The organism is Novosphingobium sp. CF614 (assembly GCF_900113255.1).
In the GTDB taxonomy this organism is placed as follows: domain Bacteria; phylum Pseudomonadota; class Alphaproteobacteria; order Sphingomonadales; family Sphingomonadaceae; genus Novosphingobium.
In genome coordinates this window covers 238,309-263,802 of record NZ_FOOR01000001.1, presented here as the reverse complement: position 1 = coordinate 263,802, position 25,494 = coordinate 238,309, and the positions used below count along the sequence as shown (strand labels likewise).

General features: G+C 67.9%; 32 protein-coding genes. 25 read left to right on the top strand and 7 right to left on the bottom strand.

Annotation, left to right across the window (positions count from 1 at the left end):
• Window positions 1-12: 12 nt before the first annotated feature.
• Together BM052_RS01250 and pyrE are read right to left on the bottom strand one after the other, a co-directional pair.
• Window positions 13-783 (bottom strand): pyridoxine 5'-phosphate synthase, encoded by a 771-nt coding sequence (locus BM052_RS01250; RefSeq protein ID WP_091142269.1) that lies wholly within the window; start codon window positions 781-783, stop codon window positions 13-15.
• Window positions 780-1,364, bottom strand: a complete 585-nt coding sequence (gene pyrE / locus BM052_RS01245) for an orotate phosphoribosyltransferase (RefSeq protein ID WP_091142267.1) — start codon at window positions 1,362-1,364, stop codon at window positions 780-782. Before pyrE ends, BM052_RS01250 begins: the two co-directional genes overlap by 4 nt.
• A 220-nt stretch (window positions 1,365-1,584) precedes the next feature.
• Here pyrE and coxB point away from each other — a divergent pair, with 220 nt between their 5' ends.
• The 16 genes from coxB (at window position 1,585) to BM052_RS19295 (ending at window position 13,327) form a co-directional block, all read left to right on the top strand.
• The gene (gene coxB / locus BM052_RS01240; RefSeq protein WP_091142265.1) at window positions 1,585-2,619 is read left to right on the top strand and encodes a cytochrome c oxidase subunit II; all 1,035 of its coding nucleotides are present in this window, start codon (window positions 1,585-1,587) and stop codon (window positions 2,617-2,619) included.
• A 30-nt stretch (window positions 2,620-2,649) separates the two neighbouring features.
• On the top strand, window positions 2,650-4,332 hold the full coding sequence (gene ctaD, locus BM052_RS01235; protein WP_091142262.1) for a cytochrome c oxidase subunit I: 1,683 nt from the start codon (window positions 2,650-2,652) through the stop codon (window positions 4,330-4,332).
• A 238-nt stretch (window positions 4,333-4,570) separates the two neighbouring features.
• The gene (locus BM052_RS01230) at window positions 4,571-5,413 is read left to right on the top strand and encodes a heme o synthase (protein ID WP_369821488.1); all 843 of its coding nucleotides are present in this window, start codon (window positions 4,571-4,573) and stop codon (window positions 5,411-5,413) included.
• 11 nt (window positions 5,414-5,424) lie between these two features.
• On the top strand, window positions 5,425-5,550 hold the full coding sequence (locus tag BM052_RS20175) for a hypothetical protein (RefSeq protein WP_255405878.1): 126 nt from the start codon (window positions 5,425-5,427) through the stop codon (window positions 5,548-5,550).
• Window positions 5,551-5,563: 13 nt separating this feature from the next.
• On the top strand, window positions 5,564-6,187 hold the full coding sequence (locus BM052_RS01225; RefSeq protein WP_255405877.1) for a cytochrome c oxidase assembly protein: 624 nt from the start codon (window positions 5,564-5,566) through the stop codon (window positions 6,185-6,187).
• 79 nt (window positions 6,188-6,266) lie between these two features.
• Complete coding sequence (locus BM052_RS01220) at window positions 6,267-7,088, top strand: cytochrome c oxidase subunit 3 (RefSeq protein ID WP_091142254.1); 822 nt, start codon at window positions 6,267-6,269, stop codon at window positions 7,086-7,088.
• A complete protein-coding gene (locus BM052_RS01215) occupies window positions 7,088-7,492 on the top strand; it encodes a DUF983 domain-containing protein (protein WP_091142253.1) in 405 nt (134 codons plus the stop codon). The genes BM052_RS01220 and BM052_RS01215 overlap by 1 nt, the downstream gene beginning before the upstream one ends.
• A complete protein-coding gene (locus BM052_RS01210; protein WP_091142250.1) occupies window positions 7,489-8,061 on the top strand; it encodes an SURF1 family cytochrome oxidase biogenesis protein in 573 nt (190 codons plus the stop codon). The genes BM052_RS01215 and BM052_RS01210 overlap by 4 nt, the downstream gene beginning before the upstream one ends.
• A 40-nt stretch (window positions 8,062-8,101) precedes the next feature.
• The gene (thrC, locus tag BM052_RS01205; protein ID WP_091142249.1) at window positions 8,102-9,502 is read left to right on the top strand and encodes a threonine synthase; all 1,401 of its coding nucleotides are present in this window, start codon (window positions 8,102-8,104) and stop codon (window positions 9,500-9,502) included.
• Between the two features lie 123 nt (window positions 9,503-9,625).
• Window positions 9,626-10,576: a class I SAM-dependent methyltransferase gene (locus BM052_RS01200; RefSeq protein ID WP_091142246.1), complete on the top strand. Its 951-nt coding sequence runs from the start codon at window positions 9,626-9,628 to the stop codon at window positions 10,574-10,576.
• A gap of 8 nt (window positions 10,577-10,584) precedes the next feature.
• On the top strand, window positions 10,585-10,956 hold the full coding sequence (locus BM052_RS01195) for a dihydroneopterin aldolase (protein ID WP_091142243.1): 372 nt from the start codon (window positions 10,585-10,587) through the stop codon (window positions 10,954-10,956).
• The gene (locus BM052_RS01190; RefSeq protein WP_255405876.1) at window positions 10,956-11,300 is read left to right on the top strand and encodes a Rossmann fold domain-containing protein; all 345 of its coding nucleotides are present in this window, start codon (window positions 10,956-10,958) and stop codon (window positions 11,298-11,300) included. The genes BM052_RS01195 and BM052_RS01190 overlap by 1 nt, the downstream gene beginning before the upstream one ends.
• Complete coding sequence (gene moaA, locus BM052_RS01185; RefSeq protein ID WP_091142239.1) at window positions 11,297-12,325, top strand: GTP 3',8-cyclase MoaA; 1,029 nt, start codon at window positions 11,297-11,299, stop codon at window positions 12,323-12,325. The genes BM052_RS01190 and moaA overlap by 4 nt, the downstream gene beginning before the upstream one ends.
• 43 nt (window positions 12,326-12,368) lie before the next feature.
• Window positions 12,369-12,611 (top strand): MoaD/ThiS family protein, encoded by a 243-nt coding sequence (locus tag BM052_RS01180; RefSeq protein WP_091143010.1) that lies wholly within the window; start codon window positions 12,369-12,371, stop codon window positions 12,609-12,611.
• Between the two features lies 1 nt (window position 12,612).
• Window positions 12,613-13,068 (top strand): molybdenum cofactor biosynthesis protein MoaE, encoded by a 456-nt coding sequence (locus tag BM052_RS01175; protein ID WP_255405875.1) that lies wholly within the window; start codon window positions 12,613-12,615, stop codon window positions 13,066-13,068.
• 85 nt (window positions 13,069-13,153) lie between these two features.
• Window positions 13,154-13,327 (top strand): hypothetical protein, encoded by a 174-nt coding sequence (locus BM052_RS19295; protein WP_255405874.1) that lies wholly within the window; start codon window positions 13,154-13,156, stop codon window positions 13,325-13,327.
• Window positions 13,328-13,794: 467 nt separating this feature from the next.
• Here the strand turns inward: BM052_RS19295 and BM052_RS01170 are convergent, their stop codons facing one another.
• A complete protein-coding gene (locus BM052_RS01170) occupies window positions 13,795-14,370 on the bottom strand; it encodes a hypothetical protein (protein WP_255405873.1) in 576 nt (191 codons plus the stop codon).
• 472 nt (window positions 14,371-14,842) lie between these two features.
• Between BM052_RS01170 and rplU the strand changes: the two genes are divergently transcribed.
• The 4 genes from rplU (at window position 14,843) to BM052_RS01150 (ending at window position 16,994) form a co-directional block, all read left to right on the top strand.
• Entirely contained in the window at window positions 14,843-15,139 is a 297-nt protein-coding gene (rplU, locus tag BM052_RS01165; RefSeq protein ID WP_091142235.1) for a 50S ribosomal protein L21, read from the top strand.
• Between the two features lie 26 nt (window positions 15,140-15,165).
• The gene (rpmA, locus tag BM052_RS01160) at window positions 15,166-15,435 is read left to right on the top strand and encodes a 50S ribosomal protein L27 (protein WP_091142233.1); all 270 of its coding nucleotides are present in this window, start codon (window positions 15,166-15,168) and stop codon (window positions 15,433-15,435) included.
• A gap of 259 nt (window positions 15,436-15,694) precedes the next feature.
• A complete protein-coding gene (locus BM052_RS01155; RefSeq protein WP_091142232.1) occupies window positions 15,695-16,282 on the top strand; it encodes a GNAT family N-acetyltransferase in 588 nt (195 codons plus the stop codon).
• Between the two features lie 154 nt (window positions 16,283-16,436).
• On the top strand, window positions 16,437-16,994 hold the full coding sequence (locus BM052_RS01150; RefSeq protein ID WP_091142229.1) for a GNAT family N-acetyltransferase: 558 nt from the start codon (window positions 16,437-16,439) through the stop codon (window positions 16,992-16,994).
• A gap of 66 nt (window positions 16,995-17,060) precedes the next feature.
• Here the strand turns inward: BM052_RS01150 and BM052_RS01145 are convergent, their stop codons facing one another.
• The gene (locus tag BM052_RS01145) at window positions 17,061-17,813 is read right to left on the bottom strand and encodes a CAF17-like 4Fe-4S cluster assembly/insertion protein YgfZ (protein WP_091142226.1); all 753 of its coding nucleotides are present in this window, start codon (window positions 17,811-17,813) and stop codon (window positions 17,061-17,063) included.
• A gap of 251 nt (window positions 17,814-18,064) precedes the next feature.
• Window positions 18,065-18,970 carry a LysR family transcriptional regulator gene (locus tag BM052_RS01140; protein ID WP_091142225.1) on the bottom strand — a complete coding sequence of 302 codons (906 nt, stop codon included), beginning with the start codon at window positions 18,968-18,970 and terminating at the stop codon, window positions 18,065-18,067.
• A gap of 117 nt (window positions 18,971-19,087) precedes the next feature.
• Here BM052_RS01140 and BM052_RS01135 point away from each other — a divergent pair, with 117 nt between their 5' ends.
• A complete protein-coding gene (locus BM052_RS01135) occupies window positions 19,088-19,786 on the top strand; it encodes a pirin family protein (RefSeq protein ID WP_091142222.1) in 699 nt (232 codons plus the stop codon).
• Between the two features lie 60 nt (window positions 19,787-19,846).
• A complete protein-coding gene (locus BM052_RS01130; RefSeq protein ID WP_091142221.1) occupies window positions 19,847-20,425 on the top strand; it encodes a nitroreductase family protein in 579 nt (192 codons plus the stop codon).
• 362 nt (window positions 20,426-20,787) lie between these two features.
• On the opposite strand, the gene BM052_RS01125 is transcribed toward BM052_RS01130, so the two are convergent.
• Window positions 20,788-21,114 carry a hypothetical protein gene (locus tag BM052_RS01125; protein WP_091142218.1) on the bottom strand — a complete coding sequence of 109 codons (327 nt, stop codon included), beginning with the start codon at window positions 21,112-21,114 and terminating at the stop codon, window positions 20,788-20,790.
• A gap of 293 nt (window positions 21,115-21,407) precedes the next feature.
• Here BM052_RS01125 and BM052_RS01120 point away from each other — a divergent pair, with 293 nt between their 5' ends.
• The gene (locus tag BM052_RS01120) at window positions 21,408-22,733 is read left to right on the top strand and encodes a dihydroorotase (protein ID WP_091143006.1); all 1,326 of its coding nucleotides are present in this window, start codon (window positions 21,408-21,410) and stop codon (window positions 22,731-22,733) included.
• A gap of 6 nt (window positions 22,734-22,739) precedes the next feature.
• Here the strand turns inward: BM052_RS01120 and rarD are convergent, their stop codons facing one another.
• Window positions 22,740-23,645 carry an EamA family transporter RarD gene (gene rarD / locus BM052_RS01115; RefSeq protein WP_091143004.1) on the bottom strand — a complete coding sequence of 302 codons (906 nt, stop codon included), beginning with the start codon at window positions 23,643-23,645 and terminating at the stop codon, window positions 22,740-22,742.
• A 331-nt stretch (window positions 23,646-23,976) separates the two neighbouring features.
• On the opposite strand from rarD, the gene BM052_RS01110 reads away from it, so the two are divergent.
• Both BM052_RS01110 and BM052_RS01105 read left to right on the top strand, forming a co-directional pair.
• On the top strand, window positions 23,977-24,426 hold the full coding sequence (locus BM052_RS01110) for a glycine zipper 2TM domain-containing protein (RefSeq protein WP_091142217.1): 450 nt from the start codon (window positions 23,977-23,979) through the stop codon (window positions 24,424-24,426).
• 267 nt (window positions 24,427-24,693) lie between these two features.
• Window positions 24,694-25,410, top strand: coding sequence for a hypothetical protein (locus tag BM052_RS01105; protein ID WP_091142214.1), 717 nt, complete (start codon window positions 24,694-24,696; stop codon window positions 25,408-25,410).
• Window positions 25,411-25,494 lie beyond the last annotated feature (84 nt).

The following is a 25,494-nucleotide window of genomic DNA, read 5'->3' as shown; positions in this document are numbered from 1 at the left end:
GCGCGATCCTGCTCATCGCGCTTCGTCCATCAGCGTCCGCATCTTGCGCACGCTCGCCTCCAGCCCGCAGAAGATCGCCTCGCCGATCAGGTAGTGGCCGATGTTGAGTTCGGCGAGCTGGGGGATCGCGGCGATCGGCTGGACGTTTTCGTATGTGAGGCCGTGGCCGGCGTGCGGCTCTATGCCGTTCTTGACCGCGAGCGCGGCCATGTCGGCGATGCGCGTCAGTTCGGCCGCGACTTCGGCATCGCCGGCATGCGCGTATTCGCCGGTATGGAACTCGACGACAGGTGCGCCCAGCTTCATCGCCGCTTCGATCTGGCGCGGTTCGGGCGTGATGAACAGGCTGACGCGGATGCCGGCGTCAGAGAGGCGCGCGACGATCGGGGCGAGGCGGTTGTGCTGCCCGGCCGCGTCCAGGCCGCCCTCGGTGGTGCGTTCCTCGCGCCGTTCGGGCACGATGCAGGCGGCGTGCGGACGGTGGCGCAGCGCGATCTCCAGCATCTCGTCGGTGGCCGCCATTTCCAGGTTGAGCGGCAGGCCGGTGGCGGCCTGGATGCGCTCGAGATCCTCGTCGCGGATGTGGCGGCGATCCTCGCGCAAGTGCACGGTCAGGCCGTCGCCGCCCGCCCGGGCGACGACTTCGGCCGCGCGCACCGGATCGGGATGGGCGCCGCCGCGCGCGTTGCGAATGGTCGCCACGTGATCGATGTTGACGCCAAGGCGCAGGCGACCGGGCTTGGGCGCGTCGACCCGCTCGCCCCGAGCTTGCCGCAGGGTCATGACAGCGCCCGGCTGCCGGGCTTGACCGCCGGGGTGCCGGCAAGCTCGGGCGGCAGCTCGTCGGCGGCGTAAGTCGGGAAGTTGAGCGCAACCAGCGGGAAGAACGGCACGCCCAGCTCCGCCGCTCCGGCCGAGCGATCCACCAGCGAGACCGCCGCGATGACCTTGCCGCCGGCTTCCTCGATCGCCTTGATCGCTTCCCGGCTGGAAAGACCGGTGGTGACCACGTCCTCCACCAGCAGGACCTTGTCGCCCGGCTCCAGCGCGAAGCCGCGCCGCAGCTCGAAAGTGCCGGTCGGCCGCTCCACGAACATCGCGTCGACTTGCAGCGCGCGGCCCATTTCCTGGCCGATGACGACCCCGCCCATCGCCGGCGAGACGACCTTGCCGACCTGCTTGCGGATATCGTGCGGCAGCCTGGCGGCAAGCGCCACCGCCAGCCGCGCGGCCCGGTTCGGATTCATCAGCACGCGCGCGCATTGCAGGTAATGGGCGCTGTGGCGGCCGGAGGAGAGCAGGAAGTGCCCCTCAAGCAAAGCCTTGCTGGCGCGAAACTCGGCGAGGACCTCTTCGTCGGTCATTGCGAACGTAACCCCTGATGCGATTTGCCCTGATGCGATTTGCATTGATCCGGCGCACGTTTGACGCACGCCCAGTCAAAAATTCCCCTAGAGGCGCTTGAGACACGCGGCAAGCGCGCGTATAGGCCCGCCGACGGGGGGCTTTCGCCTCCGCATCAGGGGTGCGTGCAGGCGGGCCGACTCGCTAGCGCGTTCAAAGGAAAACGGAAGCGCAACAACGATGATATTTGGCAAAACCGCCAGCGCCGCGAGCCAGTCCGTGAAGGCTCTCGGTCTTTCCCTCGCCAGTGTCCTTGCCGCCGCGGCCACGCCCGCGCTTGCCCAGGCCGCCGCTGCTTCCGAACCCGCGGCCGGCAGCTACGTGCCGATGAAGCCGACCCCCGGCGTCGGCATGCCGGTGCCCGACGGCATCGGCCTGCAGCAACAGTATTCCAAGCTCGGCGAATACGGCGCCTGGATTCACGACATCGTGCTGATGCCGATCATCACCGCGATCTGCGTGCTGGTGCTGGCCCTGCTGGTCTGGATCGCGATCCGCTACAACCGCCGCGCCAATCCGGTCGCCTCGAAGACCAGCCACAACACGCTCATCGAAGTGGTGTGGACGCTGGTGCCGGTGCTGATCCTGATCGGCATCGCCGTCCCCTCGATCGACCTCATCGCCAAGCAGTACAAGCCCGCCCCCAAGGGCGCGTTGACCGTCAAGATCACCGGCAACCAGTGGTTCTGGACTTACGGCTACCCGGACAACGGCGATTTCGAAGTCATTTCGAACATGCTGAACCTTCCTGGCCAGCCGACCATCAACAACGGCGTGCGCGAAGTCGGCTCCAAGCCCTGGGACGGCCCCTCGCATCTCGAGGTGGACAACCGCATGGTGGTTCCCGCCGGCGAGCCGATCCGCCTGCAGATCACCGCGGCCGACGTGATCCACTCGTTCGCGGTGCCCTCGCTGTGGTTCAAGCTCGACGCCGTGCCGGGCCGCATCAACGAAAAGGTGCTGATGATCGAGAAGCCCGGCGTCTATTACGGCCAGTGCTCCGAGCTTTGCGGCGCCAAGCACGGCTACATGCCGATCGCCGTCGAAGCGCTCCCGCGTGACAAGTACGATGCCTGGGTCCTGACTCACGCCGGCGGCGTGGTCGATGGCCAGGCCAAGCCCGCCGCCGCTGCCCAGGTGGTGCCGGCCGAGACGGTGCCGGCCGCCGGCGCGTCGGAGGCTCCGGCCGCCGAAGCCACCGCCGAAGCCGAATAAGCGCGATTTCAAGGACAGGGTCACCAGAACATGGCAACCACCGCTGAACATTTCCAGGCCCACGCGGACGACCACGGGCACGATCACGATCACAAGCCGGCGTTCTTCGCCCGCTGGTTCATGTCGACCAACCACAAGGACATCGGCACGATGTACCTGATCTTCGCGATCTTCGCGGGGATCATCGGCGGTGCCTTCTCGGGTATGATGCGCATCGAACTGGCCCAGCCGGGCATCCAGTACCTGGATACTTTCGCCAGGTGGTTCGGCGCGGTGAACCCGGACTTCAATTCCACGCTGCACGTCTGGAACGTCCTGATTACCGCGCACGGCCTCATCATGGTGTTCTTCATGGTCATGCCGGCGATCATCGGCGGCTTCGGCAACTGGTTCGTGCCGCTGATGATCGGCGCGCCGGACATGGCCTTCCCGCGCATGAACAACATCTCGTTCTGGCTGACCGTGGCGGGCTTCTGCTCGCTGCTGCTCTCGGCCTTCGTGCCGGGCGGCACGGGCCTGGGCGCCGGCACCGGCTGGACCGTCTACGCCCCGCTGTCGACTTCCGGCTCGCCCGGACCCGCCGTCGATTTCGGCATCTTCTCGCTGCACCTTGCCGGCGCCGGCTCGATCATGGGCGCGATCAATTTCATCACCACCATCTTCAACATGCGCGCGCCCGGCATGACCATGCACAAGATGCCGCTGTTCGTGTGGTCGGTGCTGGTCACCGCGTTCCTGCTGCTGCTCTCGCTGCCGGTCCTCGCCGCGGCGATCACCATGCTGCTGACCGACCGCAACTTCGGCACCACCTTCTTCGATCCCTCGGGCGGCGGCGATCCGGTCCTGTACCAGCACCTGTTCTGGTTCTTCGGCCACCCCGAAGTCTACATCATGATCCTGCCGGGCTTCGGCATCATCTCGCAGATCGTTTCGACCTTCTCGAAGAAGCCGGTGTTCGGCTACCTCGGCATGGCCTATGCCATGGTCGCGATCGGCGTGGTCGGCTTCATCGTGTGGGCCCACCACATGTACGCCACCGGCATGTCGGTGAACACCAAGATGTACTTCACCGCCGCGACCATGGTGATCGCGGTGCCCACCGGTATCAAGATCTTCTCGTGGATCGCCACGATGTGGGGCGGCTCGGTCGAGTTCAAGTCGCCGATGATCTGGGCGCTCGGCTTCATCTTCCTGTTCACCGTGGGCGGCGTGACCGGCGTGGTGCTGGCGAACGGCGGCGTCGACGACGTGTTGCACGATACCTACTACGTCGTCGCGCACTTCCACTACGTGCTCTCGCTGGGCGCGGTGACCGCGCTCTTCGCCGGGTTCTACTACTGGTTCCCGAAGATGAGCGGCCGGATGCATTCGGAGTTCCTGGCCCACGTCCATTTCTGGATCTTCTTCATCGGCGTGAACATGATCTTCTTCCCGATGCACTTCCTGGGGTTGCAGGGGATGCCGCGCCGCTATCCGGACTATGCGGAGGCCTATGCGCACTGGAACCAGGTCGCCACCATCGGCTACATGGTGATGGCCGCCAGCCTGGTCGTGTGGTTCGTCAACATCATCTACGCCTTCGCCGCCGGCAAGAAGGCGGCAGGCAATTACTGGGGCGAAGGCGCGACCACGCTGGAGTGGACGCTGTCGAGCCCGCCGCCGTTCCACCAGTTCGAGACGCTTCCGGTTATCGAGGAAGCGGCTCACCACTGACGGGACACGCCCGTTCCGCAGGGGAACGGGCACCTCAATCTCCCCTCCCGCTTGCGGGAGGGGGCGGGGGAGGGCATGCCGCCCTCCCTTTGTGCGTTGCGTGGGTAAGATGAAACAGGCCCTCCCCCCGGCCCCTTCCGCAAGCGGGAGGGGAGACTGCCGGCAGCCGCCTTCGGCGCCGGGCGTTCCTTTGCCGGCCGACTGGCGCGACCTGTTCGCGCTGACCAAGCCGCGGGTGATGAGCCTGGTGATCTTCACCGGCCTGTGCGGGCTGATCGCCGCGCCCGAGCGGATTCACCCGGTGCTCGCCTTCACCGCGATCCTGTGCATCGCCATGGGCGCGGGCGGCGCCGCCGCGCTCAACCAGTGGTGGGAAGCGGATCTCGATGCCGGGATGAAGCGGACCGCCGGGCGGCCGCTGCCGCAGGGCCGGCTGGACCGCACCACCGCGCGCGATTTCGCGGGCCTGCTGTGCGCGGGATCGGTGTTCCTGATGGGATTCGCGATCGGCTGGCTGGCCGCCGCGATCCTCGCGGTTTCGATCGTGTACTACGCGGTCGTCTATACGATCTGGCTCAAGCCGCGCACGCCGCAGAACATCGTCATCGGCGGCGGCGCCGGCGCCTTTCCGCCGCTGATCGGCTGGGTGGCGGCGACCGGGCACGTCACGCTGATGCCGGTGGTCCTGTTCGCCATCATCTTCTTCTGGACGCCCCCGCACTTCTGGGCGCTGGCGCTGTTCGTGAAGAGCGACTATGCCAAAGTCGGCATCCCGATGATGCCGGTGGTCGCCGGGGAGAAATCCACGCGGCGCCAGATCCTCGCCTATGCCGTGCTGCTGCTGCCGCTGAGCGTGCTGCCCTGGTGGCTGCCCGGCAAGGAGCACGCCGGCGCCGTCTACGGCATCGCCGCACTGGTGCTTTCAAGCCTGTTCCTGGCCATGGCGATCCGCGTCGCCGTTCGCGAGCGGACCGGGCCGGAAGACAGGATGAAGCCTGAAAAGCAGCTCTTCGCCTATTCGGTGATCTACCTTTTCGCGCTGTTCGCCGCGCTGGTGGTGGACCGCTTCATCGTCATTTGAAAGACCACGCCATGGAAAGCCCCCGCGATTCCCGCACCGCCGAGCAGATCCGCAAGAGCCGCAATCGCGTGCTGGCGCTGAGCCTCGCGGCCTTCGTCGTCCTGGTCTTCTTCATCTCGATCGCCAAGATGAGCTGAGGCGATGGCGGCAGTGGCGAATCAGCCCCCACGGAGCCCGGGCAACAACCGCAAGGCCGGCAACCCCAAGGCCCGCAACCGCAAGGTCGCGCTCATGGCGTTCGCGGCGGCGCTGGGCATGCTGGGGCTGGGCTATGCCTCGGTGCCGCTCTACCGCATGTTCTGCCAGGTAACCGGCTTTGGCGGCACCACCCAGCGCGTGGACGAGGCGCAGGCCGCCACCGTCAAGGACAGCGGGCGCACGATGTCGATCCGCTTCGACGCCAATGTCGAGCGCGGGATGCCGTGGGAATTCAAACCGCTGCAACATACCGACACGGTTTCCATCGGGGTGCGCGACATGGCGCTGTTCTGGGCCAGGAACGATTCGGCCCGGACCGTCACCGGCACCGCCAGCTTCAACGTCGAGCCCGAGCAGGCGGCCCGGTATTTCAACAAGATCCAGTGCTTCTGCTTCACCGAGCAGACCCTGAAGCCGGGCGAGGAAGCCCGCATGCCGGTGATCTACTACATCGATCCGGCGATCCTGGACGATCCGGACAACAAGGACGTGGAGCAGATCACGCTGAGCTATACTTTCCACGTCACGTCCACCGGTGACGCAAAGGCACTGGACCAGAGCGGGACGGGCGGTTAAGGGCCCACGGGAAACCATTCGCGGCGCCCTTTGGGGGTCGCAAGCCAAAGACAGTTTCGAAAACGGGGACGAAGGCACCATGGCCGGGACCAAGCACCACGATTACCACATTCTTCCGCCGGACATCGTGCCGCTGGCGACCACCATCGGCGCTTTCACGTTCACCTCGGGCATGGTCCTGTTCATGCACGGCATGCCTGGCGGGCACTTCGTGCCCTGGCTGGGCATGGCGCTGCTGCTCGCCGCGATGTTCACGTGGTTCTCCAAGATCGTCAACGAGGCGCACGCGGGCGACCATACCCCGGTGGTGCAGCTTCACCAGCGCTACGGCATGATCCTGTTCATCGCTTCGGAAGTGATGTTCTTCGTCGGCTGGTTCTGGGCCTTCTTCGATTTCTCGCTGTTCCCCTCGACGATCGCAGAGACGGTCGGCGGCCAGTGGCCGCCCAAGGCGATCGAGGCGGTGATGGATCCCTTCGCGCTGCCGCTGCTCAACACGCTGATCCTGCTGTGCTCGGGCACCACCGTTACCTGGGCCCACCATTCGCTGATCCACGGCGACCGCGACGGCCTGAAGAAGGGCCTGTGGGCAACGATCCTGCTCGGCCTGCTGTTCACGTCGATCCAGGGTTACGAATACCTTCATGCCCCGTTCGGCTTCGGCGGCAACACTTACGGTTCGGCCTTCTACATGGCGACCGGCTTCCACGGCTTCCACGTGATCGTCGGCACGATCATGCTGATCGTCTGCCTGGTGCGCACGTACCGGGGCGATTTCACCCCGCGCCAGCATTTCGGTTTCGAGGCTTCGGCCTGGTACTGGCACTTCGTCGACGTGGTGTGGCTGTTCCTGTTCGTCGCGGTCTATATCTGGGGCGGCTGGGGCTACCCGACGCACTGATGCCGGACCCCGGCAACCAGGATACCGAAGGGCAAGACACCAAGGGGCAGCCGGACATCGCTTCGGCTGCCTTTTTCGGTCTATGTCCCCGCTGCGGCGCGCGCACGCTGTTCGACGGCGTGGCAAAGTTCGCGCCGCGCTGCCGGGCCTGCGCCCTGGACCTGGCGCAGTTCAACGTCGGTGACGGTCCGGCGGCATTCCTGACGCTGATCGTCGGCGCCGTGGTCGCGGTGCTGGCGATCTGGCTGCAGCTTTCGGTCGAACCGCCGTTCTGGGTTCACGCCTTGCTGTGGATACCGTTTACCACCGCGCTGGTGATCGGCGGGCTACGAATCGCCAAGGCCTGGCTGCTCGGCGCCGAATATCGCCGCCGCGCCGGGGAAGGCCGGATCAAGGACGAATGAGGCGCCGGATTCCCGTCCTTGCCACCGGGGTTGTCCTGGTCGCGGTCGGCATCATGATTTCGCTGGGCTTCTGGCAGTTGCGGCGCCTCCATGAAAAGGAGGCGCTGCTCGCCCATTACGCCGCGGCACGGGGCCTGGCCGCGGAAATCGCCTGGACCGCGAAGGGGGTGGACGAGAATCAGCTTTATCGCCGCGCGCGCCTGACGTGTTCGGCCGTGACCGGTCACAGCAGCATCGCCGGCCGCAGTCGCGCCGGCGACCTTGGAATGGCGCAGACCGCCGATTGCACCCTGCCGGACGGCGTCACGGCGCGCGTCGTGCTGGGCTGGTCGCGCCAGCCCAATGCGGCGGCGCACTGGCGGGGCGGGGAAGTGCGCGGGATCATCGCCCCGGGCCCGCGCCTGGTCGCCGATCCGGCGCTTGGCGGGCTTGAGGCCAACGCCATTCCCGATCCCTCGGAGATTCCGAACAACCACTTGTCCTACGCGGTCCAATGGTTCCTGTTCGCGGCGACGGCGCTGGTGATCTATGCGCTCGCGCTCATGAAGCGGGGCCCGTCGGCGTCCTGAGGATTGCCTAACCGGCGCGCCGGGGCTAACCGCGCGTGCCATGGAATATATCAGCACCCGTGGCGGCGCTCCGGCGCTCGATTTCGAAGGAGCGACGCTGGCCGGCCTCGCTTCCGACGGCGGTCTCTACGTCCCGCGCGAATGGCCGCGCTTCTCGTCCTCCGAAATCGCCGCGATGGCGGGCCTGCCATATGCCGAACTGGCCGCCAGGATCATGGCGCCGTTCGTCGGTGAAAGCCTGGCCTATGAGCGCCTGCTCGAACTCACCACGCAGGCTTACGGCCGCTTCGCCCACAAGGCGGTGACGCCGCTGCGGCAGCTGGACGAGCAGCAGTGGCTGCTGGAGCTGTTCCACGGCCCCACGCTCGCCTTCAAGGATGTGGCGCTGCAATTGCTCGGCCTGCTGTTCGAGGAATTCCTCGCCCGCTCGGACCGCAACCTGACGATCGTCGGCGCCACTTCGGGCGATACCGGGTCGGCCGCGATCGACGCGGTGGCCGGGCGCGAGAAGGTGGACATCTTCATGCTCCACCCCAGGGGCCGCGTCTCCGACGTGCAGCGGCGGCAGATGACCACGGTGCTGGCGCCCAATGTCCACAATATCGCCATCGAAGGCTCGTTCGACGATGCCCAGGCGATGGTGAAGCGCATGTTCAACGACCGCGCGATGACCGATCGCTTCGCCATCGGCGCGGTGAACTCGATCAACTGGGCGCGGCTGATGGCCCAGGTGGTCTATTACTTCGCGGCCGGGCTGCAGCTTGGCGCGCCGCACCGCGCAGTGGCCTTCGCGGTGCCGACCGGCAACTTCGGCGATGTCTTCGCCGGCTATGTCGCGGCGCGGATGGGGCTGCCGGTGGCGCGGCTGATCGTGGCGACCAACGTCAACGACATCCTCCACCGCGCGCTTTCGAGCGGCGACTATTCGCAAGGCACGGTGACGCCCACCGCCGCGCCTTCGATGGACATCCAGGTCTCCTCGAACTTCGAGCGCCTGCTGTTCGACCTGGGCGGCCGCGACGGCAAGGCCATGGCCGAGCAGATGGCGGGTTTCGAGGCCACCCGGACGATGCAACTCACCAACGCCCAGCGGGAAGGCGCCGCCGCCCTGTTCCAGTCGGCCCGCGCCGATGCCGGTGAAATGGCGCAGGCCATCCGCTGGGCCTGGGAGATGTGCGGCGAACTGATCGATCCGCATACCGCCTGCGGGCTGTTCGCCGCGCGCGCCGCCGGGATCGCTGCCGGCACGCCGGTCGTCACGCTGGCGACCGCGCATCCGGCCAAGTTCCCCGAGGCGGTCGAACGCGCGACCGGTCATCGCCCGAGCCTTCCCGCGCGCGTCGGCGACTTGTTCGACCGCGAGGAGAAGTGCGTCGATCTGCCGGGCGAATACGAGGCGATCGCCGCGTTCGTGGCCGAGCACGCCAGTCCGAAGCCATGACGATGGCGCGGCGGGGGTGCCTCGACAGGCTCGGCACGAGCGGACGCTGGAGCATGGCCCTCACCAAGAACGTCCCGCTCATGCTGAGCTTGTCGAAGGATGGAGTTCAGGCGGAACAGGTCGATGGCTGACCTCGTCACCCAGCCGGTGATCCTCGCGGGCGAGGGCTGGGACGATTACGGCCTCGTCGATTCCGGCCAGGGCCGCAAGCTGGAGCGCTATGGGCCCTATCGCTTCATCCGCCCCGAACCGCAGGCGATGTGGACGCCCCGGCTCGCGAGGTGGGATGCGCAGGGGGAGTTCGTGCCGGGTTCCGACGAGGACGGCGGCGGCCGGTGGCAGTTCGCCCGGCCCGTCCCGGCCGAGGGCTGGCGCCTGGCCTGGAACGAGGTTGCCTTCACCGCCCAGTGCACCCCGTTCCGCCATCTCGGGTTCTTCCCGGACATGGCGCCGGTGTGGGACTGGATGCGCGCGATGCTGAGCGATTCCCCTCTCCCCCTTCCGTCAGGCGCCGGCGGGCCTGCCACCTCTGCCGGTGGGGAAGGATGTTCCACGCTCAACTTGTTCGGCTACACCGGCGTCGGCACGCTCGCCCTTTCCGCGCACGGGCCGGTGACGCATGTCGATGCCTCGAAGAAGTCGGTGGCCCAGGCGCGCGAGAATGCCGTGCTGGCGGGGCTGGAGGATCGCCCGGTGCGCTGGCTGGTCGATGATGCCGCCAAGTTCGCCGCGCGCGAGGTGCGGCGGGGCAGGCGCTATGACGGGATCATCCTCGATCCCCCCAAGTTCGGGCGCGGCCCCAATGGCGAGACCTGGCGGCTGGAGGAGAACCTGCCCGGCCTGCTCGCCGATTGCCGCAAGCTGCTGGACGCGGACAGCCGCTTCCTGTTCCTGACCGTCTATGCCGTGCGCATGTCCTCGCTGGCGCTGGCCGGGCTGGTGGACGAGCTGTTCGCCGACCTGCCCGGCACGATCGAGCACGGCGACCTGGCGGTGCGCGAGGATATCTTCGAAGACGGGCGCAGGCGGCTGCTGCCCACCGCGATATTCGCGCGCTGGTCCAATCCCCGCTAAAGGGCGCCATGGCCGATTCGCTGATCCTTGAAGTCGCCGATTTCGAACAGGATGTCCTCACCGGCATCTATTCCGAGGAAACCGGCAAGCCGCAGCCGCTGCGCTTTTCGATCGCGGTGCGCCTGACGCCGGCCGACCGCTACGCGCCCGATACGCCGCTGGGCGCCAGCAAGAACTACATGGACCTGAAGTTCGCGGCGAGCGAGGCGCTGCCGAAGGGCGTGCACTTCAAGCTGATAGAGGCGGTCGCCGACCACATCTGCGAGACGCTGTTCCTGCAGGACGCGCGGGTCGAGGCGGTGACGGTCAAGATCGTCAAGCTGGCGATCAGCGAGGCGGGCGAACGAATCGGGATGACGCTGTCGCGGGAGCGGCGGTGATGGAGCTGCTGCGCATCGGCCCGCTGGCGGACGATCCGCTCGATGCCGCGGCGGATTTCCACGCGCGCCTGCTGCCGGGCATCGAGGCGGGCCTTTCGAGCGGCGGCGACGCGTTCACCCTGGTGTTCCCGCCGGCCGGCCACGCGCATCGCGCCTGGCGCCTCGCGGTGGTGCAGGGCCTCGCGCGCCGGTTCGCGCCCTTGCGGGTCAATGCGCTGGAGGGCGACGCGCCGGCGGCGACCGAGGCTGCCGCCGCGTGGCTGGAGGGGGCCGCCGGCGTCACCGGACAGTTGTTGCCCCTTGATGGAACCGGCGCCGGTATGGTGTTATGCTGCCAGCAATGAACCAGCCAGCACCCCTCCCAGCGGGCCTTCCCGCGCCCCTCGTCGACCAGTTCCAGCGCCGCATCACCTACCTGCGCCTCTCGGTCACCGACCGGTGCGACTTGCGCTGCGCCTATTGCATGCCGGAACGGATGACCTTCCTGCCGCGCAAGGACGTGCTGAGCCTGGAGGAACTGCACGATCTCGCGCTCGGCTTCATCGACCGGGGCATCACCAAGCTGCGCCTGACCGGCGGCGAGCCGCTGGTGCGGCGCGACATGATGGAGCTGGTCCATGCGCTGGGCCGCAAGCTGGGGGATGGGCTGGAGGAACTGACCCTCACCACCAACGGCACGCGCCTTGCCGAATTCGCGGAGGGCCTGGTCGCGGCCGGGGTCAGGCGGATCAACGTCTCGCTCGACACGCTCGACCGCGAGACTTTCGCCAGGCTCTCGCGCCGCGATTCGCTGCCCCAGGTGCTCGAAGGGCTGGCGGCGGCCAAGGCGGCGGGATTGAAGGTCAAGCTCAACACCGTCGCGCTCAAGGGCATGAACGAGCGCGAGATACCGGAGATCGTCGCCTGGGCGCATGGGCAGGGCTTCGATGCCACGCTGATCGAGGTGATGCCGCTCGGCGAAGTCGAGGAGGACCGCTTCGATCACTACCTGCCCCTTGTCGCCGTGCGCGAGCAGCTGGAGCAGCTCTGGACGCTGACGCCCAGCGATCATCGCACCGGGGGCCCCGCGCGCTACTTCGATGTCGCGCAGACGGGCGGGCGGCTCGGGCTGATAACGCCGCTGACCAACAATTTCTGCGAAGGCTGCAATCGCATCCGGGTTACCGCCACCGGCCAGCTCTATGCCTGCCTGGGCGGCAACGAGCAGGTGGACTTGCGTGCCGCGCTGCGCAGCGCCGATCCGCAAGCGGCCCTGACCGAGGCGCTCGACACCGCGATGCGGATCAAGCCGGCCCGCCACAACTTCGCCATCGAGCAACGCGGTGCGGTCCCGGCGCTTGCGCGTCATATGTCGATGACGGGGGGCTGAAGTGGCCACCGGGGCCGCTTCCCCCTCCGCGCGGGAGGGGGCGTTGGGCATCAAGCTGGTCTTTCTCGGCCGGATCGAGGACGTGGCCGGCGCCGGCGAACTCACCGTCCCCTTCGCGGCCAGCATCGAGGCGGTCCTGGCCGATTTGGAGCCGGAGCTTGCCCGCGCGCTGCGCGAACCGCGCGTGAAGCTGGCGGTCAACGGCATCCTGCTGCGGGATACCGATGCTCCCGTGCTCAGGCATGGTGACGAGATCGCCTTCCTGCCCCCGGTCTCGGGCGGCTGAAATGAACGCGGCCGCCTCCGATGTCCGCCTGCTGGCCGCCCCGTTCGATCCGGCGCGCGAACTGGCGGCCTTCACCGCCGCGTATCCGGAGGCGGGCGGCGTCGTGAGTTTCCTGGGCCAGGTGCGCGCCGGGGATGGCGTGGAGGCGCTCGAACTGCGGCACTACGAACCGCTCACCCTGCCGGCGATGCGGGCGCTGGCGGAGCGCGTGCGCGCCCGCTGGGACCTCGACGCCCTGCTGGTGATCCACCGCAGCGGGGTGATGGAGCCGGGCGAGCCGATCGTCCTGGTCGCCGCCGCCGCGCGCCACCGCCGCGAAGCTTTCGCCGCCGCCGATTTCGCCATGGACCACCTTAAGAGCGAATCGTGGTTCTGGAAGCGGGAGAAGTCCGCCGGGGCATGGCGCTGGATCGAACCGCGCGAACAGGATTTCCAGGATATCGCCCGCTGGGAATAGGCGAGAAAAGGCGGATCGTTTGACGCGCGTCAATTCCGGGGCGTCTCGATTGCGCCATTGCTGATCGCATTGGGAGATCAGCACCATGTCGCAGCACCTGAATCGGGACCATCTCCGGGATCTTGCCGTCGTCGACGACGTGCCGGGACTCGCGCCCAGGCAGCGCAGCGCACGCGGTATCGATACTCCGGGCGGAAGGCTGACGGTGGGCGATGCGGCCGGACGGGTTCTCATGCTGCCCGTGCTGATCCTGGGCTGAGACCCTGGCGGTCGCGGCCATCGTCAGCTTCGCGTGATCGCTTCTGCCTGAGCCGGGGGGCTTTTTGGGCAGACGGTCACTGTTCGGAGGGCCCCTCCCCTCGCAAGGGGGAGGGGCTTTTTTGTCGCTTGAGCGCGGAACCCGAAATCCGGATCAGGCCCGCTCGGGGCGAATATCAACGGCCCACACCAAGTATCACACTGACCCGCATTGATAAGAACTCACCCGCTTTTCTTTCGTCTTTGCGAGCCCGCGAAGCGGGTGAAGCAATCCAGGCAGCACGAACCGCCCCTGGATTGCCGCGGCGCCTTCGGCGGGTCGCAATGACGAAGAGGGGAGATGAGTCTCACTCAAAGAGACTTGGTATCAAACACATCGCTCGTCTTTCCCGCGCAGGCGGGAACCCATCTCCTGCGTGATCGGCCTGACGCAAGGCCGGGGAATGGATCGGCTGAAGGGTGGGCCGATCAGCTGCGCAGCCGCGCGGCCAGGCTTTCGATGACTTTGTCCTGCGCGGCGACCCAGCCGCTCACCTCGTCGCGCGCGGCGGCGATGGCGCTGGTGCTTGGCGATTCCGCGATCGGGGCGGCGACGCGGGCATCGACGTAGAGCGTGTCGAGATCGGCGAGCGCGACCATGGCGTTGGAGCGGCTCGATTCGAGGCGGGCGAGCGCCACGCCGGCGCTGCTCCACGAATCGCTGGCGACATTGCCGGCCGCGGCGACGGCGCGTTCGGCGGGGCCGCGATCGGCCTGGAACCGCCGGTCCGCCTCCCTTGCCACGGCGACCAGGCCGTCCAGCCGGGTGACGAGATCGGCGCTCGCCGGAGGGAGGGCCGGGGCAGGGGGCGCGGCTTCGCCCGCGACCGGCGTCGCGCTGCCGCCGCTTCGCTCGACGCCGCGCAATCCCAGCGAAGGATAGTGGCCATCGGTGGAACAGGCGGCCGCCAGGATCGGCAGCAGGGCGGGCAGCAATCGGGCTTTCGCGCGGATCATGACGCCGCCATAGCATGGCACGCGGGCGAAGGGAGAGGCTTTCGTCATCGCGCGTGGCTTCCGGACCCCGATCTTGCGCCCTCGTCTGGCTGCGCAGGCCTGCGGCCCAGGGTTCGTTCGCCGTTCGGCCCAAGTTCCGTTGATCGGAACTTCTGTTCCCCTTCCCTTCGACAATTGCGAGCCGCCGCAGGCGGCGCGGCAATCCAGGGCGACGAGGGGCGGAGCTGGGTCTCGCTCCCAGGAACTTGGTATTGAGCATGGCACCTTGGGAGAGCATCGACATGCGAGAGCCCCGCGCCGGCGAAGTCCCTGGCAGAGTCCTCGACAGAGTCCCCCGGCAGAGTCCCCGGTTGACACGAATCGGGTGTTGCACTAACGGCACGCACTCTTTCCGGCCCCTCGCCTCTAGCGGGGTGTCGGCGCGTCGCCCGCAAGGCTCCACGGTTCTCGTCGGACCAGAGCGGCCGGGGCAAGGTTGTTTCGGCTCGTTTCGGGCACATTGAAATTAGGTAAGGGCACCATGTTCGCAGTTGTGCGCACGGGCGGCAAGCAATACCGGGTTGCCGCCGGAGACAAGATCGCGGTCGAGAAGCTGGCGGGTGAAGCCGGCGAAACGATCACGCTGGGCGACGTTCTTCTGGCCGGCAAGGACGGCGAGATCGCGGATGCCGCGAATGTCACGGTTTCGGCCGAGATCATCGCGCAGGCCAAGAGCGAGAAGGTCGTGGTGTTCAAGAAGCGCCGCCGCCACAACTATCGCCGCAAGAACGGGCACCGCCAGCAGATGACGCTGCTGCGCATCGTGTCGGTCGGCTGAAGCCTTCGCATTCGGAGTAACTTGAAATGGCACACAAGAAAGCAGGCGGCTCCTCGCGCAACGGCCGCGATTCGGCGGGCCGCCGCCTCGGCGTGAAGAAGTTCGGCGGTCAGGAAGTGATCGGCGGCAACATCATCGTGCGCCAGCGCGGAACCCGGGTGTACCCGGGCATGAACGTCGGCATGGGCAAGGATCACACCCTCTTCGCATTGGCCGAAGGCCGCGTGCGTTTCCATGAGGGCAAGCTTGGCCGCAAGTACGTGTCGGTCGACATGATGGCACAAGCCGCCGAATAGATCGGATGGTCGATAGATGGGCCATCCTGACGGGATGGCCCCGCCGGACAGCTGGTCCGGCTGAACGAGGGAGAGGGCCAGACCCGTCTCCCTCTTTGCATTTCTCCCTCGGTTCACCGCAAGCGCGTGTCGCCGTGGCGAGCAGCTGTCGTATTTGAACAATGCGATGGCCGCCTGCTCCGCTCCACGTCCGCTTGCGTAATCGCAATGTCACGCGCTCCGGATATCGGGGCGCGGGGCGGATGAGTGGAGAATCAAGATGTTCATTCGCAGCGAACGGCTGTTCCTGCGGCCCGGCTGGCCCGAGGACTGGGAAGAACTGCTGCCGTTGATCGGCGACCAGGCGATCGTGCGCAACCTGTCGAAAGTGCCCTGGCCCCATACCGGCGATGACACCGGCGATGACGCGCGCTGCTTCGTCAATGCACCGCAGGACCGCCTGTTTCCCCGCTTCCTGGTTACGGTGCCCGGCGCGAGCGGGCGCGCGATGGGCGCGCGGGTGGTCGGCGGCGCCGGCCTGAACCTGCTCGATGGCGAGGTCAACCTCGGCTACTGGATCGCCCGCGACCATTGGGGGCGCGGCTATGCCAGCGAAGCGGCGCGGGCGGTGCTCGGCCTGGCCCGCATGCTTGGCCATGGCCGCATCGTCGCCAGCCACTTCATCGACAATCCGGCATCGGGCAGGGTCCTCGAAAAAGCCGGCTTCCGGCGCACCGGGCGCATCGTCGAGCGCGACAGCAAGGGGCGCGGCATGGCCTGCCCGGCGCGCGAGTACGAACTGGTGTTCGAAGCGCCCAGCGGCTGCGACGATGGCGACGATGCCATGGGGCGGAAGCGCGCCGCCTGATGCCCGGTCCCTATCCGGCCGGTCATCTTTTGTTAATTCGGGAATGTCAGACAGTTGGCCGCGCGCGGTGCCCGTCACGCAGAAACCTTCGTGCAATTGCAGGCGTTTGGGTACATGATGCGCCTGCGGAATAAGGGCGACGGAGAATCGTGACATGTTTATCCGCACGGAGAGGCTGTTTCTAAGACCGGGTTGGCCAGAGGATCTGGACGACCTGCTGGAGGCATACCGTGACGAGACGCTGCAACGGCAGGTGGCAATGGCGCAGCTGCCGAGCACGCGCGATGCGCTGCGCGAGTACCTCGATCGTCCGCGCGACCTGCTAATGCCGCATTTTTTCATGTACTTGCGCGGCGCCCGCGGGGCCAAGCTGGTGGGCGGCATCGGGCTTGGGCCCTATCGCGGCGAAGTCGAGGTGGGCTACTGGATCGCCACGGCCTATCGCGGCCGGGGCTATGCGCTCGAAGCGCTGCGCGCCGTGGTCGACCAGGCGCGCGCGCTGGGGCATCGCCGGCTGGTGGCCAAGCACTTCGTTGATAACCATGCCTCGGTTCGGGTGCTGGAAGCCGCCGGTTTCAGCGATTCCGGCAGCGAACGCATGCGGTACAGCGCGGGCCGGGGCGGGGAAGCGCTGGCGCGGCTCTATGTGGCCGACCTGGAGCGCCGCGCATGGCCGCGCGTCGATAGTTCCGGTGAAAAGTTGAGCGCCTGACCAAGGGGAGACCGACGGGGGACCAAGGGGGGACCAACAGCCTTCGACCGCGCGCCCAAGGACGGTTCAGGATAGCCCCGCCGTGAGCCAGGCGGGCGCGAGTTCGGGCGCGATATCCTCGATCCTCAGGTGATCGACCGCCAGCCCCAGCTCCGGATAAGCCACCCGCCGGCGCTTTTCGTCGGATCGCGCCAAGGGGACCACCACCAGGCGGCGATTGACTTTCTGCCGCCAGTTCATCCGCGCCGTGTTCTCCTGCCCCACGAAGCAGCCCTTGGTGAAGCTGACGCCGTGAAGTTCGGCGGCATTGCATTCCAGCCACAGGGTTTCGCCGTCGCCCAGCTCGGCCCGGCCCTCGGTGACGCCGAGCGCGAGGCGGTGGGCGAGCCAGGCGGCGTCGGCGCCGGTTTCGCTCTCATCGGGATCGGCGGCGTCGATGGCGGCGATCCAGCGTTCGCCCAGGCCCGGCAGGCGCGGGTCGGCGGCCGCCGCGTCGCCCAGGTGCGCGCGCCAATGGACGGACACGCCATCGTCGCGCGCGATGTCGATGGCCTTGCGCAGCCGGTACATGGAAAGCCGCCGCACCAAGGCATCGGCCGCCGCGGCCTCGCAGTCGATCAGCATGTCGGCGCCGGCCGGCCAGACCACGAAATCGAACAGTGCCTTGCCTTGCGGCGAGAGCAGCCCGGTCCAGACCGGAAGCAGCTTCCTGACGTCCGACGTGACGAGGCCCTGGAGGAAATCGGCGACGCTTTCGCCCGATCCCTCGCGCGGGGAAAGGCGGATCACGGCGCGGTCGAACAGGCGAGTGGCGGTCATGCCGGGAAAGTGGGGCAGACCGGGGCGGGGCGCAAGGGGCAGGGTCGCGCCGGCGGCGCATCGTCGCGGCTGGAGGAAGAAAGAAGATCAGGTCCGTTCGCGTCCAGGCGCGAAATCCTTCTTCGCTCCGCGTCTCCGTGTGAGCATTCCAAAGGGACGACCCCGCCCTTGGGCGCGCGCTCGATGCGTTCGGGTCGACGAGGCTTCGTATCGGGACAAGCGCGGGCGGAGCGGTTCGTCAGCGCGATGCCTCATGCACACCTCGCCAGCCGTTCGCGCAGTTCGTCGAGCACCCAGACCGCCGCCGGCCCGGGCGGGCAGTCCTTGCGCCACAGCGCCACCAGCGCGTAGTCCATCGTCGCGCTTTCGGGCAGGCGCAGTTCGACGAGCGCGCCGCTCTCGAGGTCGGCCTGCACCCGGTGGCGCGGCATCGAGCCCCAGCCGATCCCTTCCTTGAGCAGCGCGTGCTTGGCGCCCAGGTCGGCCAGCCGCCAGGTGCGGGGACTGAACACCGAGAAGTCGCGGCCCTCGGTCAGCGGCGAGCGGTCGGTCAGCACGAGCTGCAAGTGCTTGCGCGCCTCGCCCGGCGCGATTCGCCGCGCCAATGCCAGCGGATGACTGGGGGCGGCGACGGCCACGAGTTCGACCGAGCCGATGGTCTCGCGCTCGATCTCCGCCAGGTCGAGGATGTCGGGCCCGGCGATCCCCAGCGTTGCGCGGCCTTCCAGCACCAGCGCCGCGACAGCGCCCAGCGCCTCCACATGCAGCCGCAGCGGGACGGTGGGAAACCGCGCCTGGAAATCGCGCAGCAGCCGGGCCAGGACATTTTCGGGAACCATCACGTCGACGGTGAAGGACAGCTCCGCTTCCAGCCCCTGTTTCAGGCTGCGCACTTTGGCGAGCAGGGCGTCGACATCGTCGGTGATCGCATGCGCTTCGGACAGGAGCGCGCGGCCGGCCTCGGTGAGGCGCGGCTTGCGCGAACCTTCGCGGTCGAACAGGTGCACGCCCAGCTGTGCTTCCAGCTGGGCGATCGCGTAGCTGACGACCGAGATCGCGCGGCCCAGCTTGCGCGCCGCCGCGTTGAAGCTGCCTTCCTCCACCACGCACAGAAACGTGCGCAAGTGATCCAGGCTGGGCGAAACGAGATCAGGCATTCAATAAATCCGAACATTTTAATCGATTTTATCTCAATTTTCCGATTGGCTGGCAAGCCCTATCTGGGGTGCAACGGGTCATACGAGACCAGATGCAATCATCGTAGGAGAAGCCTCATGATCGAACTGCGCCCCTTCAAGGGCCTCGGCGCCGCCAATCACGGCTGGCTCGATGCGCACCACCACTTTTCCTTCGCCGACTATCACGATCCGGCGCGCACCAACTGGGGGCGCCTGCGGGTCTGGAACGACGATACCATCGCGCCCAACACCGGCTTCCCGCCGCATCCGCACCGCGACATGGAAATCGTCACTTACGTCCGCAAGGGCGCGATCACGCACAAGGACAGCCTGGGCAACACCGGCCGCACCGAAGCGGGCGACGTCCAGGTGATGAGCGCCGGCACCGGCATCCGCCACTCGGAATACAACCTCGAGGACGAGGAGACCACGCTGTTCCAGATCTGGATCATGCCGGATCGGCGCGGCGAGCAACCCGGCTGGGGCGCGCGCCCGTTCCCCAAGGGGGACCGCGCCGGCCGCTTCGTCCCGCTGGCGAGCGGCATGGCGGGTGACGGCGACGCGCTGCCGATCAATGCCGATGCCCGCGTGCTCGGCGCCACGATCCGCGCCGGGGACACCGTGACTTATCCGACCGATCCGGGCCGCCACGTCTATCTGGTCGCGGCGAGCGGCCAGGTGCGGATCGGCGATGTCGAAGCCGGCGCGCGCGACGGCGTTGCCATCACCGGCGTCGATGCGATCTCCGTCACCGCGATCGAGGACGCCGAACTGGTCCTCGTCGACGCGGCCTGAACATCCGCTTTCCTCTCCTCCCCCCTCTCCCCCCACGCACTATCAAGCAAGGAAATGCACATGACCGGACGTAACGCGAACCCCAAGGTCCAGCCGCTCATCATCGAGCGCTGGTCCCCCCGCGCCTTCGACGGCAGCGAGATTCCGCAGGAGGATCTCGACGTGATCTTCGAAGCGGCCGGCTGGGCGCCGAGCGCCTACAACGTCCAGCCCTGGACCTTCCTCTACGCGAAGAAGGGCGATGCCAACTGGGACGTGTTCCTTTCGCAGCTGGTCGAATTCAACCAGGGCTGGGCCAGGCAGGCCTCGGTGCTGGTCTATGTCGTCTCGGACAGCCAGATGCGCTCGGACAAGGGCAATTCGGACAACCACAGCCACAGCTTCGATGCCGGCGCGGCCTGGGTGCTGGCGGCGCTGCAGGCGCGGGCCATGGGCTATGACACCCACGGCATGACCGGCATCAAGTTCGGCGAGGCGGAAGCGGCGCTGGGCATCCCCGCCGACCACCGGCTGGAAGCCGCTTTCGTGATCGGCAAGCGCGCGCCCAAGGACGTGCTCCCCGACTTCCTCCAGGAGCGCGAGGCCCCGGCCGGCCGCAAGCCGGTCTCGGAGATCGTGAAGGCCGGAACTTTCGCCTGACTGGTTCGCTATATAGACTCCCGGTGATCCGGGCGCATCAAGTCTGTTCGCTTCGGCGGCAGGGCCGTCGCATGTAGGGATTCTCTTCCCAAGGTCGTCACCCTGAACTTGTTTCAGGGCGACGATGAAGGACAAGGTCGGCCTATATGTCATGGCCCTGTCCCTGAACGGGAAGGGAGATGCTGCCCGGTCAACGATACCTGGCATGATACCCCCCGCCGCGGGCGTCGTCTCCCTCCTCCCTTGACGCCCGCGCGCGCCGGCCCGCCGCTTCCCCCCGAGCGGCGGGCCGGCTTTTCGTGCGGCCCGTTTCCGGCGGCCACTCGCATGGCGCCGCCGCGACTGGTAAAAGCCGGCTCGCGTCAGAATTCCAGCTTTGCCCCGATCATCACCCGGTTGCTGGGCGCGCCGCCGACAGTCGCGCTGTCCACGTGGATATCCACCTTCACGCCTCCGTCCAGGCTGAACCGGGCCGGCGGCAGCCCTTCATTGGTCGCGGGCAAGGGATGAAGGCGGTTCTGTTCGGGATCGCGCGCGCAGACGACGATTTCGCCCGGATTGCCCTGGGCGCAGCGCGGGCGGATCACGGTCAGGCCGGGCCCGTCCGGCTTGCCGCGCAGATCGGCGAGATCGAAGTCCGACAGAACTTGCCGGGATTCGGGCGGCGGCGGTGCGTCGGTGGCGGGCACGGTGATCTCCGGCGTTCCTGCTGGATGCGAACCAGACCATGCGAAGACGGCGATTTTGGGGCGGTGATTTCGGGGCAAAGTCCGCGCGTAATGCTGTCCTACAGGCCCGGGGCTATGGCATGAGCGGATAATGTCCAAGGCAGGGAACACGAAATCCGAATCGAGATCCGCGCACCCCGGACCTGGCTTGGGGTGCTGGCTCCAGCCCCGGACGGCGTTCGACGAGCCGGGGCGGCCGGGCTGGTTTCCTGTTCCAGGACCGTGTGGATTCGATCAGGAAAAAGGCGCGTGAGATGAACCGAAATGCCCCCGAACTGGTGCTGGCCGGCGGCCTTGTCCATACCCCCGGCGGTGCGGGCGTGGCCGACGTGGCGGTGCGCGACGGCAGGATACTCGGCATCGGCAGCTATCCCGATGCGGCGCGGCGGATCGACTGCGCCGGGCTGGACGTGCTGCCCGGCGTCATCGACAGCCAGGTCCACTTCCGCGAGCCGGGGCTCGAACACAAGGAAGACCTCGAAACCGGCAGCCGCGCGGCGGTGATGGGCGGGGTGACGGCGGTGTTCGAGATGCCCAACACCAATCCCAATACCGACACCCTGATGCGCGTGCACGACAAGCTGGAGCGCGCGCGTCACCGCATGTACTGCGATCATGCCTTCTACGTCGGCGCCACCGCCGACAATGCCGGGGAACTGGCCGAGCTGGAGCGCATCCCGGGCACCGCCGGCGTCAAGATCTTCATGGGCGCCTCCACCGGCAGCCTGCTGGTCGCCGAGGACGAGCAGCTCGCCCGCGTGCTGGCCCACGGCCGCCGCCGCGTCGCCGTCCATGCGGAGGACGAGGCGCGGATGCAGGCAAGGCTGGGCGAGCGGGTGGAAGGCGATCCCTCCAGCCATCCGGTGTGGCGCGACGACGAGAGCGCGCTGCGCGCCACCACGCGGATCCTGCGCCTCGCGCGCGAGGCGCGGCGGCCGATCCACGTGCTCCACGTCACCACCCCGGCGGAGCTCGAGCTGATCGCCCGGCACCGCGACATCGCCACGTGCGAGGTGACGCCGCAGCATCTCACCCTCGCCGCCGAGGATGCCTATCCGCGCCTGGGCACTTTCGCGCAGATGAACCCGCCGATCCGCTCGGCCGCGCATCGCGAGGGGCTGTGGCACTGGCTGCGCCAGGGCGTGCCCGACGTGCTGGGATCGGATCACGCGCCGCACACCCGGGAGGAAAAGGCCAGGAGCTATCCCGCCAGTCCCTCCGGCATGCCCGGGGTGCAGACGATGCTGCCGCTGATGCTGGACCACGTCGCCAAGGGGCGCATGACGCTGGAACGGCTGATCGACATGACTTCCAGCGGGGTGCAGCGCGTGTTCGGCCTGGTCGGCAAGGGACGGATCGCCGCCGGCTATGACGCGGACTTCACGGTGATCGACCGCAAGGGCCGCTTCACCGTGACCGAGGACTGGGTGGAAAGCCGCTGCGGCTGGTCGCCCTTCACCGGCATGGAACTGGACGGCCGCGTCGTCGGCACGATCGTGCGCGGCCACGCGGCGATGTGGGAAGGCCAGCTCGCCAACCAGGCGTTGGGCGAGCCGCTGCGCTTCGGCGGGGCGCTGTAAGGGCCTTCAGGCCGCCGCCCGGCGCCGCGAGAGCAGGTCCCAGCAGAACACCGCGATCGCGGTCCAGATGAACAGGAAGCAGAACAGCTGGACCGGCCGCAGCGGCTCGTGGAAGGCGAACAGCCCAAGCAGGAACAGCCCGGTCGGGGTCATGAACTGGATGAAGCCCAGCACCGACAGATCGAGCCGCCGCGCGGCGCCGGCATAGAGCAGCAGCGGCGTTCCGGTCAGCACGCCGGCGCAGGCCAGCAGCAGGCTGATGCCCGGCGCGGCGCCCATGCTCAGGCCCGCCGGGCCGGCCGCCTGCCATGCCAGCAGCCCCAGCGCGGGGACCAGCAGCACCAGCGTCTCCACGGTGAGCCCGGGCAGCGAATCGACCGGCGCGAGCTTGCGGGTGAGCCCGTAGCCGGCGAAGGAAAGCGCCAGCGTCAGGCTGATCCACAGCGTCGGCAGCGCATCCCGGGCGAGCAGGGCGACGCCGACGGCCGCCAGCGCCACGGCGATCCACTGTAGCCGCGACAGGCGCTCGCGCAGGAAGATCGTGCCGGTGAGCACGTTGACCAGTGGGTTGATATAGTAGCCCAGGCTCGCCGCCAGCACGTGGCCTTGCATCACCGCGACCACGTAGACCAGCCAGTTGATGCCGATCAGCAGCCCGCTCAGCGCCAGCGCGCCGATCGTGCGCCGATCGGCCAGCACCCGGCGCAGCTCGCCGCCCTGGCGCAGCATCAGGATCATGGCGAGGCAGAAAGGCAGCGCGAACAGCACGCGCCAGGCCACGATCTCGAACGGAGAGACCGCGCGCAGCAGCGCGAAATAGAGCGGGAACAGCGCCCAGATCAGGTTGGCGCCGAGGGCCTGGAGCAGGCCGTTCAGGCGGGGAGCGAGGCGGGAGGAGGGAGAGGAAGGCATGGAAGCACTCTGGATATGGGCACCGGCGCGAAGACCGCCCATGATTGGGGCCATGATGGGGGCCATGTTGGGCGGATGAAGTCAGGTCGGCCCGGTTGGCCGCCCCGCTCGCGGCGCGCGCTGGCGATCAAGGTAACGTCACGCGGCTCTACGGATACCCCGCTGGTCCCGCAAGGCTTTCGGTTCGCCGCAAGCTTGCCCGGCATTTCGCCGGTCGCGCCAATTCTGACAACCCCGTTGCATGTTGTTCATATTTATCCGCCTAAAGATGAATGCATAGCGGATCGAGTCGTCCCGGCCGGCCCGCCCCTCACCACCGAGGAGAGACGAGATGAACGCATTCCTGAAGATCACCGCCCTGGCCGCCGCGACCGCCAGTCTGGCCGCCGCCATCCCCGCTTCGGCCGCGACCAGCTACGACGCGCAGTTCAGCGCGCCCGGCGAGCAGAGCTACAATCATGGCCGCGAGCGCTATTCGCGCGAGGATTGGCGCCGCGGCTATCGCTACTCCTACGACGACGGCCGCGACTATCGCGGTTCCTACCGCGGCTACGACCGGCCGGTCTACCGCGATTCGCGCGCCTGGCGCGGCGATGACGGGCGCTATTACTGCCGCAAGGACAACGGCACCACCGGCCTGATCGTCGGCGGCGCGGCCGGCGCGCTGCTGGGCCGCGAGATCGACGGCGGCCGCGATCGCACGCTCGGCACCGTGCTCGGCGCCGTCGGCGGGGCCCTGCTCGGCCGCGAGGTCGACCGCGGCGATTCGCGCTGCCGCTGACCGATCCCGTTCTCCGCGCGGACGGCGACGCGCGGGGGACCCGCCCGGCCACGGTGCCAATCAGGCATTAGGGCCGGTTCATCGGCCCATGTGCCCCCGGGCGGGAGGGCGTCCGCGTTATCGCGGGCGCCCTCAACCTTTGGCGTCCCGCCTTTCCCGAAATGGGACGCCGGCCGGTTCCGGCTGGCGCTTGCCGCCGTTTTCGCGTTTCACTGCCGCACGGAATCCGGGCCGCGCGATCGCGCGCGGCGGGAAAGGAACGCGACGATGAAGACTTCTGCCAGTGCCCGCCTGACCGTTTTGGGACTTGCCGGAACCCTGCTGCTGGCCGGTTGCGGCTCCGACAAGGCCCCGACCGGCAACGAAACCGATCCGGCGCTGAGCGGCGCGCTCGGCGACCGGATCATGGTCGATCCGGAAATGGCCGGGCAGGACGGCGCCGCGCTCGCGCCCAATGGCGGGCAGATCACCCTCCCGCCCGAGGACCGCTCTCCCGAAGCGATCGCGGACGCCAGGGCGAAAGCGGCGCAGATGGTGGGCGGCGCGCTGCTTCCCGCGCCGCAGCCGGGCCAGGGCGCCGCCGCCGCGCTGGCCGAAAGCGCCGCCACCGCCGCCCAAGTGGCGCAGGCATCGAAAGCGGCGAGCGCGGATTGCTCGGCCAAGGTCCAGTACTCGAACACCTGGGCTGCCAGGCTGCCCGCCGATATCCCGGTCTATCCGCGCGGCGCCGTGCAGGAAGCGGCCGGCATCGACGGCGATGGCTGCGCGCTGCGCGTGGTCAACTTCGTCACCCCGGTCACGCCTGGCGACGTCATCAGCTTCTACTACACCAAGGCCAGCCGGGCCGGCTACGGCGCCGAATACAAGCTGGACGGCAACGACCACGTGCTCGGCGGCCGGAAGGAGGGCAAAGCCTACGTCGTCTATGCCCGCAAGCTGGACGGCGGGATCACCGAAGTGGACCTGGTGACCAGCGGGAAGTGATGCCGGGCCGCGTCGCATGAAACGCATGCCGGTATGAACCGCTGGCGGCAGGCTATCCCAACGAACCGATACCAAATCTCCTGG

Excerpts from the sequence above, each read along its gene's own strand:
- BM052_RS01230 (WP_369821488.1), top strand. The coding sequence starts at position 4,571 with ATGAGCCTGGTGATCTTCACCGGCCTGTGCGGGCTGATCGCCGCGCCC.
- coxB (WP_091142265.1), top strand. The coding sequence starts at position 1,585 with ATGATATTTGGCAAAACCGCCAGCGCCGCGAGCCAGTCCGTGAAGGCT.
- BM052_RS01135 (WP_091142222.1), top strand. The coding sequence starts at position 19,088 with ATGATCGAACTGCGCCCCTTCAAGGGCCTCGGCGCCGCCAATCACGGC.
- BM052_RS01145 (WP_091142226.1), bottom strand. The coding sequence starts at position 17,813 with ATGACCGCCACTCGCCTGTTCGACCGCGCCGTGATCCGCCTTTCCCCG.
- BM052_RS01195 (WP_091142243.1), top strand. The coding sequence starts at position 10,585 with ATGGCCGATTCGCTGATCCTTGAAGTCGCCGATTTCGAACAGGATGTC.
- BM052_RS01210 (WP_091142250.1), top strand. The coding sequence starts at position 7,489 with ATGAGGCGCCGGATTCCCGTCCTTGCCACCGGGGTTGTCCTGGTCGCG.
- BM052_RS01110 (WP_091142217.1), top strand. The coding sequence starts at position 23,977 with ATGAACGCATTCCTGAAGATCACCGCCCTGGCCGCCGCGACCGCCAGT.
- pyrE (WP_091142267.1), bottom strand. The coding sequence starts at position 1,364 with ATGACCGACGAAGAGGTCCTCGCCGAGTTTCGCGCCAGCAAGGCTTTG.
- moaA (WP_091142239.1), top strand. The coding sequence starts at position 11,297 with ATGAACCAGCCAGCACCCCTCCCAGCGGGCCTTCCCGCGCCCCTCGTC.
- rplU (WP_091142235.1), top strand. The coding sequence starts at position 14,843 with ATGTTCGCAGTTGTGCGCACGGGCGGCAAGCAATACCGGGTTGCCGCC.
- rpmA (WP_091142233.1), top strand. The coding sequence starts at position 15,166 with ATGGCACACAAGAAAGCAGGCGGCTCCTCGCGCAACGGCCGCGATTCG.
- BM052_RS01190 (WP_255405876.1), top strand. The coding sequence starts at position 10,956 with ATGGAGCTGCTGCGCATCGGCCCGCTGGCGGACGATCCGCTCGATGCC.
- BM052_RS01250 (WP_091142269.1), bottom strand. The coding sequence starts at position 783 with ATGACCCTGCGGCAAGCTCGGGGCGAGCGGGTCGACGCGCCCAAGCCC.
- BM052_RS01155 (WP_091142232.1), top strand. The coding sequence starts at position 15,695 with ATGTTCATTCGCAGCGAACGGCTGTTCCTGCGGCCCGGCTGGCCCGAG.
- thrC (WP_091142249.1), top strand. The coding sequence starts at position 8,102 with ATGGAATATATCAGCACCCGTGGCGGCGCTCCGGCGCTCGATTTCGAA.
- ctaD (WP_091142262.1), top strand. The coding sequence starts at position 2,650 with ATGGCAACCACCGCTGAACATTTCCAGGCCCACGCGGACGACCACGGG.
- BM052_RS01140 (WP_091142225.1), bottom strand. The coding sequence starts at position 18,970 with ATGCCTGATCTCGTTTCGCCCAGCCTGGATCACTTGCGCACGTTTCTG.
- BM052_RS01215 (WP_091142253.1), top strand. The coding sequence starts at position 7,088 with ATGCCGGACCCCGGCAACCAGGATACCGAAGGGCAAGACACCAAGGGG.
- BM052_RS01130 (WP_091142221.1), top strand. The coding sequence starts at position 19,847 with ATGACCGGACGTAACGCGAACCCCAAGGTCCAGCCGCTCATCATCGAG.
- BM052_RS01170 (WP_255405873.1), bottom strand. The coding sequence starts at position 14,370 with ATGACGAAAGCCTCTCCCTTCGCCCGCGTGCCATGCTATGGCGGCGTC.
- BM052_RS01200 (WP_091142246.1), top strand. The coding sequence starts at position 9,626 with ATGGCTGACCTCGTCACCCAGCCGGTGATCCTCGCGGGCGAGGGCTGG.
- BM052_RS20175 (WP_255405878.1), top strand. The coding sequence starts at position 5,425 with ATGGAAAGCCCCCGCGATTCCCGCACCGCCGAGCAGATCCGCAAGAGC.
- BM052_RS01120 (WP_091143006.1), top strand. The coding sequence starts at position 21,408 with ATGAACCGAAATGCCCCCGAACTGGTGCTGGCCGGCGGCCTTGTCCAT.
- BM052_RS01220 (WP_091142254.1), top strand. The coding sequence starts at position 6,267 with ATGGCCGGGACCAAGCACCACGATTACCACATTCTTCCGCCGGACATC.
- BM052_RS19295 (WP_255405874.1), top strand. The coding sequence starts at position 13,154 with ATGTCGCAGCACCTGAATCGGGACCATCTCCGGGATCTTGCCGTCGTC.
- BM052_RS01150 (WP_091142229.1), top strand. The coding sequence starts at position 16,437 with ATGTTTATCCGCACGGAGAGGCTGTTTCTAAGACCGGGTTGGCCAGAG.
- BM052_RS01105 (WP_091142214.1), top strand. The coding sequence starts at position 24,694 with ATGAAGACTTCTGCCAGTGCCCGCCTGACCGTTTTGGGACTTGCCGGA.
- BM052_RS01175 (WP_255405875.1), top strand. The coding sequence starts at position 12,613 with ATGAACGCGGCCGCCTCCGATGTCCGCCTGCTGGCCGCCCCGTTCGAT.
- rarD (WP_091143004.1), bottom strand. The coding sequence starts at position 23,645 with ATGCCTTCCTCTCCCTCCTCCCGCCTCGCTCCCCGCCTGAACGGCCTG.